Raw genomic sequence first — 14,113 nt, forward strand, 5'->3', positions numbered from 1 at the left:
GTGACGATCCCCGGGAACTTCCTGTCGGAGACGACCTCCAGCATCGAGCCGAACACGTCCGGCTGGCGCCCCCGCTTGAACGGCACGTTCTTCAACGGCACGGGCGGCCGGGTCGGCGACCGGTGCCTGGGCGTCGATTCGGTGGCGGCTGGTGAGGTGCAGGCCGAGACGGCCTCGGCGTACAGCGTGCTGCCGGGCGAGACCTACCAGGTGTTTGCGGATGCGTCGGGGGCGGCGCAGCCGGAGCGCATCGGTATCGAGTGGCTAGCGTCCGATGGTGCACAGGTTGCGGTGACGTGGTCGGACACGACGGAGCAGGCGATGACGGCCTGGCACCGGGTGGGTGTGGCCGGGGTGTGCCCGCTCGGTGCGGTCTCGGCGCGGGTGCTGCTGTCGTTCACCGCCGCCGGGGCGGATGTGTCCCATTACTGGGAGAACATCTACTTCGGCCTGCCGCACCGCCAGCAGGGCAACCTGTTGCCGTTCAATGTCGAGTCCGGGGGTGAGCTGGACACGACGGGGTGGGCGGCGGAGGCGAACGCGACGGTTGGCCGTTCGGTTCCGGCGGTGGTGTGGTCCGCGTCGTGGTATCTCGGCGGTGCCCACGTGATGACGCTGACGGCCAGCGCGCCCGGCGACGCATCGATGGTGGCGACGGTGCGGGCGTCTGCGCAGGCGGGGGTGGAGTATCTGGGCTACACCTACCTCGGCCCGCCCACCACTGCGGCGGATGCGTGGGTGGAGTTGCGGTTCTATGACGCGGCGGACGTGCAGATCAGTGCGGTGCGCGGCCCGTTGGATGCCGCCTCGGCGGGGTTTCAGCGGCAGCGGGTGTCCGCAGTCGCTCCGGCCGGTACGGCGACGGTGTCGATTGCGGCCGGTCTGGATGGTGCGGCGGCGGGTGAGGTGCTACGGGTGGAGGGCACGGGCATCCTCGCCAGCCCGGTACTCACCTCCGGCTCGATCGTGCCGTATGCGGACGCGTCGTTTGAGCAGGGGCCGGGGTCGTGGCAGGTCGTGTCAGGTCCGGCGGTGCTGGCCCGCACGTCGCCGTGGGGCGCGGTCGGCCTGGATGGCACCTACGCCCTGCACATCACCTCGGCCACCACGGCCGTGAGCACCCTGCGCTCCGGCCGGTTTCCGCTCGGGGAGGGGATCACCGAGTGGCGGCTGCGGGTGTCCTATCAGGTGGCGGCCGGGTCGTGGACGTGGACGCGGCGGGTGCGCTGGTATGACGCCGGGGGCTTGGAGGTGGGCACGTTTGCGAGCAGCGGTGCGGCGCTGACGCCGGGCTGGTGGAGCGTCACCTCCACTGGCACCTCCCCGGCGGGGGCGGTGGAGGCCGAACTGGAGCTGGAACTCACCCCGGGCGTGGACGACTCGGAGCTGTATCTGGACTGGGTGGCGTTGTGGCGGGATGAGCCGCTGGTGGAGACGACGGCGCATCCAGAGACGGGCAGTGTCACGCTGGTGATGCGGGAACTGTCTGAGGGCCAGTACATGACGCTGTACCGGGTGGGTGCGGACGGCCAGCGGACGCTGGTGCGCGGCTCAACCGGCATGGTCGAGGACCTGCTGGTGGAGCAGGACTTGTTGGTGTTTGAGGACTATGAGGCGCCGCAGGGTGTGCCGGTGCGCTACTGGGCGGACCTGGTGGACAGCGGCGGCGCGACGGCCGGGTACCGCGAGTCCAGCACGGTCACTGTTGACCCCGGTGACATCAACGAGGCGTGGCTGAAGGACCCCGGCTTCCCGCACCGCAACATCAGGGTGCTGGTGCAGGCGGCGCCAGAATGGACGCGGCCGGTGGAGCAGGCGGTGATGCGCCCGCGCGGGCGCCGCCATGCGGTGGTGCACTCGGACGTGCGCGGCGGGCTGGAGGGCACACTCACGGTGTGGACGCGCTCGGATGAGGAGCGGGCGGCGCTGCACTGGCTGCTGGATGCGGGGCGGGTGCTGCTGTGGCAGGCCGCCCCGGGTATGGGCGTGGATGACCTGTATGTGCAGGTGGGTGAGGTTTCTGAGGCGCGGGTTTCGGCGTATGCGCCGGAGCCGTGGCGGGCGTGGTCGCTGCCGCTGGTGCAGCAGGACGTGCCGCTCGCCCTCGGCGTCGCCGCGACGGCCGGGCGTTCGTGGCGGGATGTGCTGGCGACGCACGGCACGTGGCAGGACGTCATGGACCGGTATGCGACGTGGGAGGACGTGCTGCTGGACCGGCCGATCGCGGGGGGTGGCTGATGTATCCGGCCCCCTCGGCGCGGTTTGTGGCGGCGTTGTCTGAGTCGTATGTGCCGGTGACGGTGGTGGAGTTGCACTGGCCGGACGGCAGCGTGACCGTGGTGCCGCATACGGGCGGCTCAGTCGCGGTGGACCGGGGCAGCGCTGTACGCCGCACCGCGACGGTTGAGTCTGCCGACCGCAGTTTGCTGCCGGTGTCGGCGGCGGATTTCCTCGCGGTGGCGGGCGCACGCCTGCGCATCCGGCGCGGCATGATGCTCGACGGCCAGCCGGTGACGGTGCCGGTGTTCACGGGCCGGATTGACAGCCTGGACGGGGACCCGGAGGTGGGGCCGGTATCGATCGCCGCAACCGGGCTCGAAGCCGCGGTGGCCGACGCCCGGTTCGAGGCGCCGTACTCGACGCGGACGCAGGCGGCGGCCGTCACCTCGATCACCGCGCTGATACGGGATGTGCTGCCGGATGCGGTGGTGGCCTCCACGGCGCCGGACACGGTGCTGGGGCCGCGCACGTGGGATGCCGACTCCGACCGGTGGGAGGCGATACAGGAGATCGCCACCGCCGTCGAGGCCGAGGTGTTCGCGGACGCGGACGGCGTGTTCCGGATCGATCCTCTACCCGATGTGCTGACGGCGCCGGTGGCGTGGGAGGCCGCGGCCGGGGAGCGCGGGGCGCTGATCTCCGCCAGTACGGGCTGGAGCCGGGGCGGCCTGTACAACGTAGTCGTTGCCTCCGGGGAGAACGCCGAGGCCGACACCCCGCCGGTGTCGGCGGTCGCCGAGGACGACGACGCAGGCTCACCCACCTGGGTGGGCGGTCCGTTCGGCCGGGCGCCGATGTTCTACTCCTCGCCGACGCTGACGACGACTGCGCTCGCGCAGCAGGCCGCCAACAAACTCCTTGCCGACGCGCGGCGCCCGGCGTTCACCGCCGATATCACCGCCCTGCCCAACCCCTTGCTGGAGCCGGGGGACGTGCTGCGGGTGGTGTACGGGGACGGCCGCCGCACCCTGCACCAGGTGCAGGCCCTGGACGTGGACCTGGGCGTGGGCGGGCCGGTGACGCTGCAACTCCTCGGCGGCAAGGAGGACGCGTAGATGGACGGTTCCACACGTGCGTTGGCGGATGCGCTTGCCCACCAGGCGGTGCGGCAGGGTGAGAACACGCCGAGCGTGCGGGGCGCGGACTGGCACACTGCGACCGTCACCGCTGTGGATGCCACACCGGGCACGGTGGACTGCGGGCAGATACGTGCCCGCCGCACCCCCCACTACACCCTGCCTGCCGTGGGTGATCTGTGTGTGCTGCTGCGCTCCGGCTCCGGGAACTGGGTCGCGATGCCGCCGCTCGCGACGACCTCCGGCACCTGGACGACGCTCACCCTGGCCGCCGGGTTCACGCATCCGGGGCACGGCTACCAGCCCGGCTACCTCGTGGAGGGGCGGCGGGTGTGGTGGCGTGGCCGCATCGCCGCCACCACCGGCACGATCGCCAACGGGACGACGATCGCCACCATTCCGGCCTCGGTGCGGCCGGAAGACGGAGAATTTGTTGGCTGGTCTTCCCCACGAAATGCCGCCGTGAATCCGGCGGTGGTGCGGATGGAAATCACCGATACGGGTGCGCTGCGTACCTATGAGACGGCGAACCCCCCGACGTGGGTGTCCCTGGACGGTCTCACCTACCACATTGACTAGGAGGCACCTGTGCCTGTCACCGACGATTATGGGCAGGGCGTCTCAATCGCCAGCCTCACCGACAAACCGGACGCCGAAAAGCTGGGCAAGGACATTGCGAACGGCATTGTTCAGCGGGGGGTGCTGCGTTTCGCGGACGCCGCCGAGCGCAATGCGACGCTGACCACCCCGGAGCCGGGGATGGTGGCCTACCTGGCGGCGGAGGACTTTTTCACCGGCTACACCACGGCCGGGTGGATGGTGCTGGCAGCCGGACAACAGGCGTGGACCACGATCAGCCTGAACTCGGGATGGACCCACAACGGCAACTCGAATGGCACGTTCCAGTTCCGGAGGGTGAACCTTTTCGGGGAGCCCACCATCATGCTGCGCGGGGGCATCGGACGCGCCTCATATCCGTCCACTCTGCCGCCATACTTCATTCTGAATTCTGTCATGCTGCCCGTAAATGCCCGGCCTACCACGCTGCGCACCATTATCATTCCGTCCTCGGATATCAGCGCGGACCGGATCACCATGAAGCTGGATTTGCGAACGGACGGCCAGATACGGCTGTACGGCGTGGACAACGCCAATAAGCCCCCATGGGTGGGTTTCAACGGCTCGTTCTGTTCCCTGTGAGGGGTCCGCCTCATCGTCCGCCCCGCGAGTGCTGAGGCGTTTTTCATGCCCGAAAGGGGGCTTGCTATGGCTACACCGCTGTCTGCTGACCGGCTGCTGTCCGCGCTGCGTGCTGAGGGGGTGCGGGTGGTGGAGGTGGGTAACTGGCACACGCACAACCGCAACCACAAGGGCGCCTGGGGTCCGGTCAACGGGATCATCGTGCATCACACCGTCACCAGCGGCTCCCGGCGCACGGTGGACATCTGCCGGAACGGCTATTCGGGTCTGCCCGGGCCGCTGTGCCACGGGGTGATCACCAAGGACGGGCGGGTGCATCTGGTGGGGCACGGCCGCGCCAACCACGCCGGGCGGGGCGACAGCACCGTGCTGGGGGCGGTCATCGCGGAGCGAGCCGCGCCGCGTCCGCAGGCCGACACCACCGACGGCAACGCCCGCTTCTACGGCTTCGAGTGCGAAAACCTCGGCGACGGGCGCGACCCGTGGCCTGCGGTGCAGGTGGAAGCCATCGCGCGCGCGTCAGCCGCGATCTGCCGGGCGCATGGCTGGAACGAGCGGTCGGTGATCGGGCACGCGGAGTGGACGCGCACCAAAATCGACCCGCGCGGGCCGGGCCTTTCGGCGACACAGTTCATGGACCGAATTCGGGGCCGGGTGCGGGAATTGCTCGCCACTCCGGCCGGAAACGGCGAAAAGGAGACCGATATGGCACTGGATAACGCCGATCTCGACCGGATTTCCGACCGGGTATGGAAGAAGGACGGCCATCCCGTCGCATGGGGTACCGAGTCGAATCCCGCGTGGGCGGCAATTTCGATGCTGCACTACGCCTGCGACCTGGGTCGGCAGAACCGCACCCTGATCAAGGGGGTCGCGGCGGCTGTGGCGCAGCTCGCCGCCCAAGGTGCCGCACGGGATGCGGTGCTCGCCGCGCTCGCCCAGGACGGCGGGCTCACGGCTGAGCAGGTCGAGGCCGCTGCCGCGAGCGGTGCCCGCGCCGCGCTCGCCGAGCTGGGCGAACGCCTCGCCGACGACGCGGCCTGACTGCGCACCCCCGTGAGGGGTGCCCTGTGTGGCGCGAACTGCACCCCGCGTGGGTGTGGGCGGCCGTGAGCGAGGGACGACCTGATGCCTACCTGGACCCTGCACCGTGGCGATGCCCTGACCGTCCTCCACACCCTGCCCACCGGCTCCGTGGACGCTACGATCACCGACCCGCCCTACAACTCCGGCGGTCTCACCCCCGCGCAGCGCACGTCCGATACCACCCGCGGTAAGTACGTCTCCGGCGATGCCCAGCACCAGCTGCCCGATTTCGACGGCGATTCCCGCGACCAGCGCGGCTATCTGGCCTGGATGACGCTGGTGCTCGGCCAATGCCACCGCATCACCCGCGGCGGTGGCCCCCTGCTGGCCTTCACCGACTGGCGTCAGCTTCCCGTCACCTCAGACGCGCTCCAGGCTGCCGGCTGGACGTGGCGGGGCATCGTCCCCTGGCACAAGCCCGTCTCCCGCCCGGCCAAGGGCGGCTTCAAGCGGGCCTGCGAGTACGTGATGTGGGCCAGCAAGGGCGCTGTCGATGCGGCCCGGAATCCGGTCTACCTGCCGGGCTTGTACAGCGCCTCGCAGCCGCGCGGGAAGAAACGCCGCCATATCACTCAGAAACCGGACGAGCTGATGGACGAGTTGGTGCGGGTCTGCGCGCCGGAGGGGACGGTGCTGGACCCGTTCGCAGGGTCCGGCTCCACCGGCACCGCTGCCCTACGTACCGGCCGCGCCTTCGTCGGCATCGAGCTGTCCGAGCAGTACGCGGCGGTAGCGCGCGAACGCCTCGCCGCCGCCTGATCAACCGTTTCTACAAGGAGGAACCTTTATGCGTATTTTCGGACGCGAGCCTGCGCTCGTCATCGGCGTCATCTCGGCGGGGCTCTCCCTGTTGGTGACGTTCAACGTCGGCCTGACCTCGGCGCAGGCGGGCGGGATGGTGGCGCTGCTGTCGGCGCTCGGCGCGGCGGCTACCGCTGCGGTGACGCGCCCGGTCGCCCCGGCCGCGTTCACCGGCGTTGTCGCTGCCGGGGCCGCGCTCGCGGCGGCCTTCGGTTTCGAGGTGGCGCCGGAGACGGTCGGTGCGCTGAACGCGGCGGTCCTCGCGGTGCTGGCGCTGCTGACTCGGGGCCAGGTGTCTCCCGCCCCGGCCGTGGACAGCTCGCGCACGGTCCGGTCCTGAGCTGACGGGAGGGGGCGCCCATGGGTGAGATCGCTGGCATCACCGCGCTCGATCTGGGCGCGGGCGCCCTCCTCGGCGTGGTCGTGATGTTGATCCTGACGGGCCGTCTGGTGCCGCGCAGCGTGCTGGAGGATGCGCGTGCCGAGCGGGACACGTGGCGGGCAGCGCATCAGGTCTCGGAGGAGGCCAGGCACTCTGCGCAGCGGCAGGCGGATGAGCTGCTGGACCTGTACCGCACGGGGGTGCGGGCGCTGGATGCGCTGCCCCGGCCTGGGGATGGTGACCGCGCATGCTGAGGCTCAGGCACCGCAGTGCGCGGGAAGAGGCGGGGCGGCTGGAGGCCCGTGCGGCGCTGGAACGGGCCGAGCAGGCCCGCGCGCAGGCGCGGGAGCGGGAGGTGCAGGCGGCGCGGGCGGCGGCCGAGTGGCGCCGCGTGCGGCAACGCAACCACCTGGCGGAGGCCATCAAGGCGGCTCTGGAGGGGAGGCGCTGATGGGCTGGCTGGTGGCGGCAGCCGGTGCCGTACTGGCCGCCGCGGCGGGGATGTTTGTGCGGGTGTATCACGTGCGGGCGCCGTGGTGGCGCTCCCGGGAGGGCCGTCATCTGGTGGCGGTGGCCGTGGTGCTGGGTGCGGTGGGTGTGCAGGAGGTCGGTGCGGTGGTGTGTCCGGGGTGGGGGTGGTGGCGTCCGCTGCGGGCGGGGCTGCTGCTCACGGCAGCGGGCCTGCTGGTGCAGCGCATCGCCATGGTGCTCCACCCCCGCTACTACCGGGTGGAGAAGGGTGGGCGTAGTGGATGAGCCGCGGGAACGGCCGGTACGTCCGCGCCCGGCCGGGGTGCCGGGCGACGAGGGGGTGCTGGCCGAACTGGGCGGCGGCAAGCCGTCCCCATCGCCGGGGCGCCGACCGTCCCGGCCGAGTGCTCCGGCTGTGCCCGCGCGGCCTGCGGCTGAGGCGTCGGCGGGTGCGAGGCACTCGCTTGCGGCCACGCACTGGGAGATGCTGGCCGACACCCTGACCGCCCGGGGTATGGTCCTGGCGCCGCGCGATGAGGCCGCGCTCGACACGCTGGCCGGGCTGGACACGACCACGGTCGGCACCGTAGTGCGGTGGCTGCGTATTCGGCCCGCCCCACCGCCCGATACCGAGCCGGGGCTGAGACCACGCCTCCGATAACACTGCGCCCCCGTCTGCTGGCCATGAGGCCGGTGGACGGGGGCGTTTAGTCGTGCCTAGCTAGGGGTCGGCTTCGCGCCCGTGAGTTTGAGGACGTGCGGGACCAGCAGCATCCGGCACTCCCACGCCCGGGGCGCCTCAGAGATGAAGGGCGCGATGTGCTCGGGCCGGGGGAGTTCCAGCTCCCATCCGCCCACCAGCCCATCAAAGTTCGCCTCAGTGATGAGGGCGCCGAGGCGGCGCGGGTTGAGCGCGGCTTTCTCGTAGAGGCGCATGCGGTCAGCGTCCCACTGGGGCGTGGTGATCCACCGGGCGATGACGGCGGCGACGACTGCGAAGTCCTGTTCGCGGGCCGTGTGCCCCGGGGCGTGTGCGGTTGGCATAGCGGGGTTCCCTCCGGTCGGGCGGTGCGGGGTCCCCTCCAGGGATGATGAGACGCCCATGATAGTGCCGAATGGGCGTAGTGCGCTCAGAACAGGCTGCGCGGTCAGATCGTGACGGTGAGGGCGGGGTAGCCCTCGGGTGCCTCCTCGTCGGTGAGGACGTACAGCAGCTCGGCGTCGTCCTCGCCGTACCCGTGGGCCTCGGCCCACGCCTGAGCGTCGGCGGGCAGGGTGTGCCACTGTATGGGGCACTCCGTGGCGTTCAGGTCGGCGGGCGCCGCCGCCACCGTTTGACGGTGCTGGTGCCGACGCCCATCCGTGCCGCCGCCGCGCGGCTTGTCAGATGCCGTGTTGCATGAATGGCGTCTGCCATCGACTCGAAACCGGCCTCGCGGACCTTGGCCTCCAGGGCGTCGCGGCGGGCCTTCTGAGCTGCGGGGAGATTGCGCCGCGCGCCATCAGCGCGCGCCGCCCGCACGAGAGGCAGGTCGTCAGTGCCAGCCCGGCCCTCGGCTGACCGCCTGGACAGCTCCTGCCGAGGCAGAGCAGCCGAACTCATCCGGGCGACCAGTTCCGGGTCGTCGGCCATCGCGGTGAGACGGGTTTCGGACATTGCGGCACGCATGCCGCTGGCCATGAGCGCGGTGGTGGCGGGAAGCCTGTGCTCGGCACGGTACTCGGCAGCAGTCACCTGGTGGACGCGCGCGAGGTGGGGGCCGAGAGAGCGGAAGCGCCGCCCGCAGGACAGGCAGGTGATCAGGCCGTCCGCGTCAGCGCCGTCAGGGCGCCTGGAGCGCAGCCCTGCCCCTTGACTCGCGGTAACCTTCCGTAGTGCCTCTAGCTCATACAGCAGCGCCCGCCCCTTGACCCGGCACGCTACCGGCTCGGGCCAGCGCCCGCGCTGCTCCCTCATCACGACCTTCAGGCTGCGGGGAGCGTAGCCGAGGATCGGCTCTGCCTCCCGCCGGGTGACCAGGCGCGGCACGGAAGTCTCGGCCCCGGCGTTCACTGGTGCTTCTCCTGCGGTTCGTAGGCGATGGCCAGCCCGGGAACTTCCTGCGCGATGCGGGCGACGACCGCACGGTGCCAGGAGGCGGGGAACTCGATATCGGGGTGCGCGGCGCGGTACTCGGCGTCGTTGCGGTAGGTGATGGTGCCGGGCTCGGGCAGGTCGAGCAGTTGCTCGATGCAGTCGGAGACGAACTCGCCGGTGCGGCGCTCCAGATCCTCCATCCCCAGCCGCACACCATCGGGGATGGGGTATTTGCCCTGCTCCCAGTGGCGCACCGTGCGTTCGGTCACCCCAAAGTGCCTGGCGAGCCAGCTACCGGTCAGCCCCAGGTACTCGCGGACGACGCGGAACTCTGCGTCCGTCATGCGCTCCTCGACGGACGCGCCTGCGGGCGCGGCATCAGCCTGTTTGGTCACATCCACTCCATAGGGGGCGAGTCCCCGGCCGCGAAGCCGGGGCTCGCGTTGCTGAGGTCAGGCGCTGGTGTCGTGCTTCTCCGCGATGGCCCAGAACTCGTCGTCGCTCACGGTCTGCTCGAAGCCGCCGGTGTTGAGTAGCTCGTTGCCGTCGCTGTCGGTGTCAATGACCCAAGTGTGGGTCTCGCGTGCGATGGCTTCGATGTCGTAGTCGCTGCCGTACTCGCCGAGGGCAGGGACGATGGCCTGGTCGATGACGTCGGCGAGGGTGGTGTAGCGCATGGCCGGGTCCTTCCGGTCCGGGTCTGGGGCTGTTCCCCTGACCTCGTGACACTCACTCTAGCTTCCTAAAATAGGAAGCGCAAGCCTTCGCGTCCAGTCCCCGCTGTCACACCCTCCCTCTATCCTGCGCGGCACACCCGCCCCCTGCCCTCGGGAGCCCGCAGTGCCGCACCGTCTCCAGTCCGCTACCCTTACCGCCGCCCAGGGCCGCGCCCTCCTCGTAGCAGCCGACACCCCCAACGCGCGGGCCACCGTCGCGCTGCTCGTCGCGGCAGGACTTGCAGGCCGGGAGGCCGTGCAGCTCACCCTGCCCGACGACTACGACCGCGCGGGGCGACGCCTGCGGGTCCGGCGTGACGACGGCAGGTACCGCGTGATCCGTCTCGCGGACGTAGCGGCCGACGCGCTCGACGCTGTGCTGGCCGAGCCACGCGTACCCGGCTGGTGGCGAGGGTCGTGGACGCGGCGGACCGAGGTGATGATCCACGCACTGACAGAGACCCGGCACCGCGCGGGGGTGAGGGCAGACGGCGCGGCCTTGCGTCACCTCGCCATCCGCACCGCCTGGAACGCGGCCACCCCGGAGCAGGTGGGCGCCTACTTCGGCGTGTACGGCATGCCCCTGGCGCGGGGCACGGCCGACTACGGCATCCCCGCCGCGTTGGACGCCGTACTCGGCACCCCGTGTGGGTGACACCGGCTCGCCCCGCGCCCGGACGGCGTGGCAGGCTCGGCGCCGCGGCCCCGCTCCTCCCCGTAGCGGGGTCGCACCGGCCCCGCTGGCGAGCGACAGCGGACGCATACGACTGCCCCCATCTCTCACGTGAGAGGTGCGGGTACCGTCCGGAGTGTCGAAGTCTGAACGGAGCCACTATGCCCGAGCACACCGACACTCGCCTCGGCGCACGCCTGCGTGAGGTGCGCAAGCGTCGCGGCCTCAGCCAGCGCGAACTGGCCGCCGCATCCGGGGTGTCACTGTCCCTCATCCGCAAACTGGAACAACACGACCTGACGGACACCCGGCTGGAGACAGCTCACCGTCTGGCTGTCGCCCTCCGCCTGCCCACCAGCCACCTGCTCCAGCGTGACGCGCCGAGGGCCGACCAGCCCACTACGGACCGGCTGGCCCCGGTCCGTGCCGCCGTCCTCACCCCCCCGGTCCGCCCCTTGGCTGAGGAGCCGACCACGCCCGGCGTCGCCGCCGCGCTCGCCGCAGCCGAGCCGCTGTTCGACAGCGTGAACCTCGGCGGCCTGGCGGGGGTACTGCCGTCGCTCCTGCGCGATGCTGATGCGCTTACCGACACCGGACGCCGAACCCGCGTGGTGCAGGTGCGCGTCCTCCAGCTCGCCGGGTGGTTCCTCACCCAGACGCACCAGTACGAGGCCGCCGCCGCAGCGCTCGACCGGGCCATGGACACTGCCGGGGACCAACTCGACGGGGCCGCCACGGTCAACACGAGGTGCTGGCTGCTCCTGCGTCAGGGGCGGCTGAGCGAGGCCCGGGAGCTGGCAATCGAGTGGGCCGACGACACCGAGCCACGGATGTCCCGGGCGGCTCCGGCAGAACTTTCGGCGTGGGGCTGGATGCTGCTGCGGACGGCCGGGGCTGCGGTGCGGGACAACCGTCCCGGCGAGGCGAGGGACGCGCTACGCCTGGCTCGCTCGGCGGCAGTCGCGATGGGGCGGGAGGATGTGGCCGGGGTCGATGCCCTGCGCACATTCGGCCCGGCGACGGTGGCGCAGCACCGGGTAGAGCACGCGAATGTAGGGGACCGCCCTGACCAGGTGTTGAAGCTGGCCGCGTCGATGCCGCCGGGCACGATGACGGCGAGCAACCGGGCTCGGCACAAGCTGAACGTGGCGGACGCGCACGCGCGGGTGCGGCAGCATGCCGAGGCGGTGGCGATCCTGCACGAGGTCCGGGCGGAGCGCCCGGAGTGGCTAGCCCAGCAGCGCTACGCGCGGGACATCATGGGCCGGATCATCGGGCGGCGGCGCACGCTCACCCCGGAAATGCGGAGCCTTGCGGACGCGGTGAACCTGCCGGTGTAGGCGCGCATCACGCGGCTGCGGGGGCGCTCCGCATGCACCAATGGCCCCCATTTCGCGTAGAGATGGGGGCCATTAGCGTCTCCCGCACGCTCGGCGCGGGTACCGTCATGAGTGCGACATCACGACTGGAGGTACCCAGTATGCCCGAGCCCACCGACATCGGCACCAGGCTCCGCGAGGTCCGCAAGCGGCGCGGCCTCAGTCAGCAGAACCTCGCCGCCAGCTCGACCGTCTCCCTTTCCCTGATCCGCAAGCTGGAGCAGGGGGAGGTGACCGACACCCGCATGGAGACGGTCCGGCGTCTGGCGGTGGCGCTGCGGGTGCCCACCAGTCAACTACTGCGGCGCCCCGAACCGCAGCCCCACCGCGCGCCGGAGCCGTGGCGCGGCCTTCAGGAAGCGGTCACCGCCCCCGCCGTGCAGCCCGATGGCGAGCCCACCGTGACGGGGGTGGCGGGGGCTCTGGCTGAGGCGCGGGCCGCGCACGCCGACAAGCGCCTCGGCGACGCTGCCGCGCTCCTGCCCGGTGCCCTGCGCGATGCCGAAGCCCTCGACGGTGCCGAAGCCCGGGGCCTCCAGGCGCAGCTGCTCCAGATCGCGGGGGCGATGCTGACGCAGACGTGGCAGCTGTCCGCCGCCGAGACCGCGCTGGAGCGGGCACTGGACGCGGCGCCGGACCGGCTGCGGGCGGCCTCGACGGTGACGACGTGGACGTGGCTGCTGACCCGGCAGGGGCGGCTGGCTGAGGCGCGGGCGCTGGCGCAGCGGTGGGCGGATGACACCGAGCCGCGCCTGTCCCGGGCCACACCCGGGGAGATCGCCGCCTGGGGGTGGCTGCTGTTGCAGGGGCAGGCTGCCGCGATCCGCGACAACCGCGCGGGGGAGGCGGCGGACATGCTGCGGCTGGCGAGCGCGGCGGCCTCGGTCACGGGGCAGGTGCCGCTCACTGTGGAGCGCCTGGACCCGTGGAGCCCGGTCGTCGTGGCCTATAAGGCATGCGAAAAGTCGGTGATCTTGGATCGTCCGGATGAGGTGCTGTCGGCGGCGGAGCAGCTGCGGGGCACCGGCGCCGGGCAGGTCACTGACTACCACCGGCACCGGCTGGACGTGGCGAAAGCGCACGTGATGCTGCGCCAGCCGGGTGCGGCGGTGGAGGTGCTGGCCGAGGTGCACGCGGCGGCCCCGGAGTGGCTAGCCCAGCAACGCTATGCGCGGGACATCATGGCGGATGTGGTGGAGCGACGACGCACGCTCACCCCCCAGATGCGCACCCTCGCTGATGCGGTGGGGCTGCCGGTGTAGCCGCCAGGTGACGGCCCGTTGGCACTTTTGATTCGGGCTCAGCAAAACTGCCATTGAGCCGTCACCAGCGCACCACCTAGCGTCACGGTTATGACGTGCGACACACTTCCCCCTGACGCCTGGGCGCCGCCGCCCGGCCCGCAGCCCGAGTACCAGCGTGCGGGGGTGTGGTGGGACGCGGTGCGCGTCCCCGCCGCCCTCGCGCCCGCCGTGTTCGACGCGCTTGACGGCCGCTCGGGCGCCGTCATCGAGGACACCCCGGGGCGTCTGCTGACGTGGTTCGTCCAGCCCGGGGCCGCCGCCGAGTGGCCCCGCCTGGACGGGGTAGGGGTACTGGGCCGTGACGGCATCTCCATCCCCGTGCCCCCCGCCGGCTGCCGCTGGGGTGAACTGCGCTGGCTCGTGCTGCCCGGCAGCGAGGGGCCGTGGACGGATGCGGCTGTGCTGGAGCAGGCTCTCACGGTCGGCGTCGCCCAGCGCGTCGGCCCCCGCCGCCCGGTCACTGTGCTGTGTACGGGGTGCGGTCGGCCCACCGGCGAGGCCGTGCTCGTCGCGACCGCGCCCGCCTCTTCCGGCCCTGACCACGGTGCCTGGGCGTGTCCTGCCTGCGCCCCGCACCTGCCGGACGGCCCCGGCGCCGCCGAGGTGGTCCGGTGACCCGCCCCGACCGGCCCGTGCCGCCGAGCGCCTGCATGCGCTGCCAGCGGCCC

General features: G+C 71.5%; 19 protein-coding genes and 1 pseudogene. 15 read left to right on the forward strand and 5 right to left on the reverse strand.

Annotated elements, in window-relative coordinates:
• The 11 genes and pseudogenes from JJV70_RS02045 to JJV70_RS02095 all read left to right on the forward strand — a co-directional run bounded on the left by JJV70_RS02045 (position 1) and on the right by JJV70_RS02095 (position 7,957).
• The gene (locus JJV70_RS02045; protein ID WP_219045772.1) at positions 1–2,238 is read left to right on the forward strand and encodes a hypothetical protein; all 2,238 of its coding nucleotides are present in this window, start codon (positions 1–3) and stop codon (positions 2,236–2,238) included.
• Between the two features lie 26 nt (positions 2,239–2,264).
• Positions 2,265–3,335, forward strand: coding sequence for a DUF5047 domain-containing protein (locus JJV70_RS02050; RefSeq protein ID WP_308294644.1), 1,071 nt, complete (start codon positions 2,265–2,267; stop codon positions 3,333–3,335).
• Positions 3,336–3,935, forward strand: coding sequence for a hypothetical protein (locus JJV70_RS02055; RefSeq protein WP_219045774.1), 600 nt, complete (start codon positions 3,336–3,338; stop codon positions 3,933–3,935).
• A gap of 9 nt (positions 3,936–3,944) precedes the next feature.
• Positions 3,945–4,556: a hypothetical protein gene (locus JJV70_RS02060; RefSeq protein ID WP_219045775.1), complete on the forward strand. Its 612-nt coding sequence runs from the start codon at positions 3,945–3,947 to the stop codon at positions 4,554–4,556.
• Positions 4,557–4,622: 66 nt separating this feature from the next.
• A pseudogene (locus JJV70_RS23115) lies at positions 4,623–5,216 on the forward strand (N-acetylmuramoyl-L-alanine amidase); the annotation flags it as partial.
• 468 nt (positions 5,217–5,684) lie between these two features.
• Complete coding sequence (locus JJV70_RS02070; protein ID WP_219045777.1) at positions 5,685–6,401, forward strand: site-specific DNA-methyltransferase; 717 nt, start codon at positions 5,685–5,687, stop codon at positions 6,399–6,401.
• 28 nt (positions 6,402–6,429) lie between these two features.
• Positions 6,430–6,783, forward strand: a complete 354-nt coding sequence (locus JJV70_RS02075; protein ID WP_219045778.1) for a hypothetical protein — start codon at positions 6,430–6,432, stop codon at positions 6,781–6,783.
• Positions 6,784–6,803: 20 nt separating this feature from the next.
• The gene (locus JJV70_RS02080) at positions 6,804–7,079 is read left to right on the forward strand and encodes a hypothetical protein (RefSeq protein ID WP_219045779.1); all 276 of its coding nucleotides are present in this window, start codon (positions 6,804–6,806) and stop codon (positions 7,077–7,079) included.
• Positions 7,073–7,276 (forward strand): hypothetical protein, encoded by a 204-nt coding sequence (locus tag JJV70_RS02085; RefSeq protein WP_219045780.1) that lies wholly within the window; start codon positions 7,073–7,075, stop codon positions 7,274–7,276. Before JJV70_RS02080 ends, JJV70_RS02085 begins: the two co-directional genes overlap by 7 nt.
• Positions 7,276–7,581, forward strand: a complete 306-nt coding sequence (locus tag JJV70_RS23120; protein ID WP_219045781.1) for a hypothetical protein — start codon at positions 7,276–7,278, stop codon at positions 7,579–7,581. Before JJV70_RS02085 ends, JJV70_RS23120 begins: the two co-directional genes overlap by 1 nt.
• The gene (locus JJV70_RS02095) at positions 7,574–7,957 is read left to right on the forward strand and encodes a hypothetical protein (RefSeq protein WP_219045782.1); all 384 of its coding nucleotides are present in this window, start codon (positions 7,574–7,576) and stop codon (positions 7,955–7,957) included. Before JJV70_RS23120 ends, JJV70_RS02095 begins: the two co-directional genes overlap by 8 nt.
• A gap of 56 nt (positions 7,958–8,013) precedes the next feature.
• Here JJV70_RS02095 and JJV70_RS02100 read toward each other — a convergent pair whose 3' ends face one another.
• The 5 genes from JJV70_RS02100 to JJV70_RS02120 all read right to left on the reverse strand — a co-directional run bounded on the left by JJV70_RS02100 (position 8,014) and on the right by JJV70_RS02120 (position 10,050).
• Positions 8,014–8,340 (reverse strand): hypothetical protein, encoded by a 327-nt coding sequence (locus JJV70_RS02100; RefSeq protein WP_219045783.1) that lies wholly within the window; start codon positions 8,338–8,340, stop codon positions 8,014–8,016.
• Between the two features lie 104 nt (positions 8,341–8,444).
• A complete protein-coding gene (locus JJV70_RS02105; protein WP_219045784.1) occupies positions 8,445–8,627 on the reverse strand; it encodes a hypothetical protein in 183 nt (60 codons plus the stop codon).
• Positions 8,603–9,349 carry a MucR family transcriptional regulator gene (locus JJV70_RS02110; protein WP_219045785.1) on the reverse strand — a complete coding sequence of 249 codons (747 nt, stop codon included), beginning with the start codon at positions 9,347–9,349 and terminating at the stop codon, positions 8,603–8,605. The genes JJV70_RS02105 and JJV70_RS02110 overlap by 25 nt, the downstream gene beginning before the upstream one ends.
• Positions 9,346–9,768 carry a transcriptional regulator gene (locus JJV70_RS02115; RefSeq protein ID WP_308294645.1) on the reverse strand — a complete coding sequence of 141 codons (423 nt, stop codon included), beginning with the start codon at positions 9,766–9,768 and terminating at the stop codon, positions 9,346–9,348. Before JJV70_RS02115 ends, JJV70_RS02110 begins: the two co-directional genes overlap by 4 nt.
• Positions 9,769–9,825: 57 nt before the next feature.
• Positions 9,826–10,050 (reverse strand): hypothetical protein, encoded by a 225-nt coding sequence (locus JJV70_RS02120; RefSeq protein WP_219045786.1) that lies wholly within the window; start codon positions 10,048–10,050, stop codon positions 9,826–9,828.
• A gap of 163 nt (positions 10,051–10,213) precedes the next feature.
• Here JJV70_RS02120 and JJV70_RS02125 point away from each other — a divergent pair, with 163 nt between their 5' ends.
• The 4 genes from JJV70_RS02125 to JJV70_RS02140 all read left to right on the forward strand — a co-directional run bounded on the left by JJV70_RS02125 (position 10,214) and on the right by JJV70_RS02140 (position 14,060).
• Complete coding sequence (locus JJV70_RS02125; RefSeq protein WP_219045787.1) at positions 10,214–10,744, forward strand: hypothetical protein; 531 nt, start codon at positions 10,214–10,216, stop codon at positions 10,742–10,744.
• A 179-nt stretch (positions 10,745–10,923) separates the two neighbouring features.
• Positions 10,924–12,102, forward strand: a complete 1,179-nt coding sequence (locus JJV70_RS02130) for a helix-turn-helix domain-containing protein (protein ID WP_219045788.1) — start codon at positions 10,924–10,926, stop codon at positions 12,100–12,102.
• A 140-nt stretch (positions 12,103–12,242) separates the two neighbouring features.
• The gene (locus tag JJV70_RS02135; protein ID WP_219045789.1) at positions 12,243–13,403 is read left to right on the forward strand and encodes a helix-turn-helix domain-containing protein; all 1,161 of its coding nucleotides are present in this window, start codon (positions 12,243–12,245) and stop codon (positions 13,401–13,403) included.
• 90 nt (positions 13,404–13,493) lie between these two features.
• Positions 13,494–14,060, forward strand: a complete 567-nt coding sequence (locus JJV70_RS02140; RefSeq protein WP_219045790.1) for a hypothetical protein — start codon at positions 13,494–13,496, stop codon at positions 14,058–14,060.
• Positions 14,061–14,113: the final 53 nt, after the last annotated feature.

Source organism: Streptomyces sp. JJ66 (assembly GCF_019303495.1).
Lineage (GTDB): Bacteria > Actinomycetota > Actinomycetes > Streptomycetales > Streptomycetaceae > Streptomyces.

What these genes read in the sequence shown, in the direction of transcription:
- JJV70_RS02055 (WP_219045774.1), top strand. Translation starts at nt 3,336, where the DNA reads ATGGACGGTTCCACACGTGCGTTGGCGGATGCGCTTGCCCACCAGGCG.
- JJV70_RS02070 (WP_219045777.1), top strand. Translation starts at nt 5,685, where the DNA reads ATGCCTACCTGGACCCTGCACCGTGGCGATGCCCTGACCGTCCTCCAC.
- JJV70_RS02075 (WP_219045778.1), top strand. Translation starts at nt 6,430, where the DNA reads ATGCGTATTTTCGGACGCGAGCCTGCGCTCGTCATCGGCGTCATCTCG.
- JJV70_RS02080 (WP_219045779.1), top strand. Translation starts at nt 6,804, where the DNA reads ATGGGTGAGATCGCTGGCATCACCGCGCTCGATCTGGGCGCGGGCGCC.
- JJV70_RS02085 (WP_219045780.1), top strand. Translation starts at nt 7,073, where the DNA reads ATGCTGAGGCTCAGGCACCGCAGTGCGCGGGAAGAGGCGGGGCGGCTG.
- JJV70_RS23120 (WP_219045781.1), top strand. Translation starts at nt 7,276, where the DNA reads ATGGGCTGGCTGGTGGCGGCAGCCGGTGCCGTACTGGCCGCCGCGGCG.
- JJV70_RS02100 (WP_219045783.1), bottom strand. Translation starts at nt 8,340, where the DNA reads ATGCCAACCGCACACGCCCCGGGGCACACGGCCCGCGAACAGGACTTC.
- JJV70_RS02120 (WP_219045786.1), bottom strand. Translation starts at nt 10,050, where the DNA reads ATGCGCTACACCACCCTCGCCGACGTCATCGACCAGGCCATCGTCCCT.
- JJV70_RS02130 (WP_219045788.1), top strand. Translation starts at nt 10,924, where the DNA reads ATGCCCGAGCACACCGACACTCGCCTCGGCGCACGCCTGCGTGAGGTG.
- JJV70_RS02135 (WP_219045789.1), top strand. Translation starts at nt 12,243, where the DNA reads ATGCCCGAGCCCACCGACATCGGCACCAGGCTCCGCGAGGTCCGCAAG.
- JJV70_RS02140 (WP_219045790.1), top strand. Translation starts at nt 13,494, where the DNA reads ATGACGTGCGACACACTTCCCCCTGACGCCTGGGCGCCGCCGCCCGGC.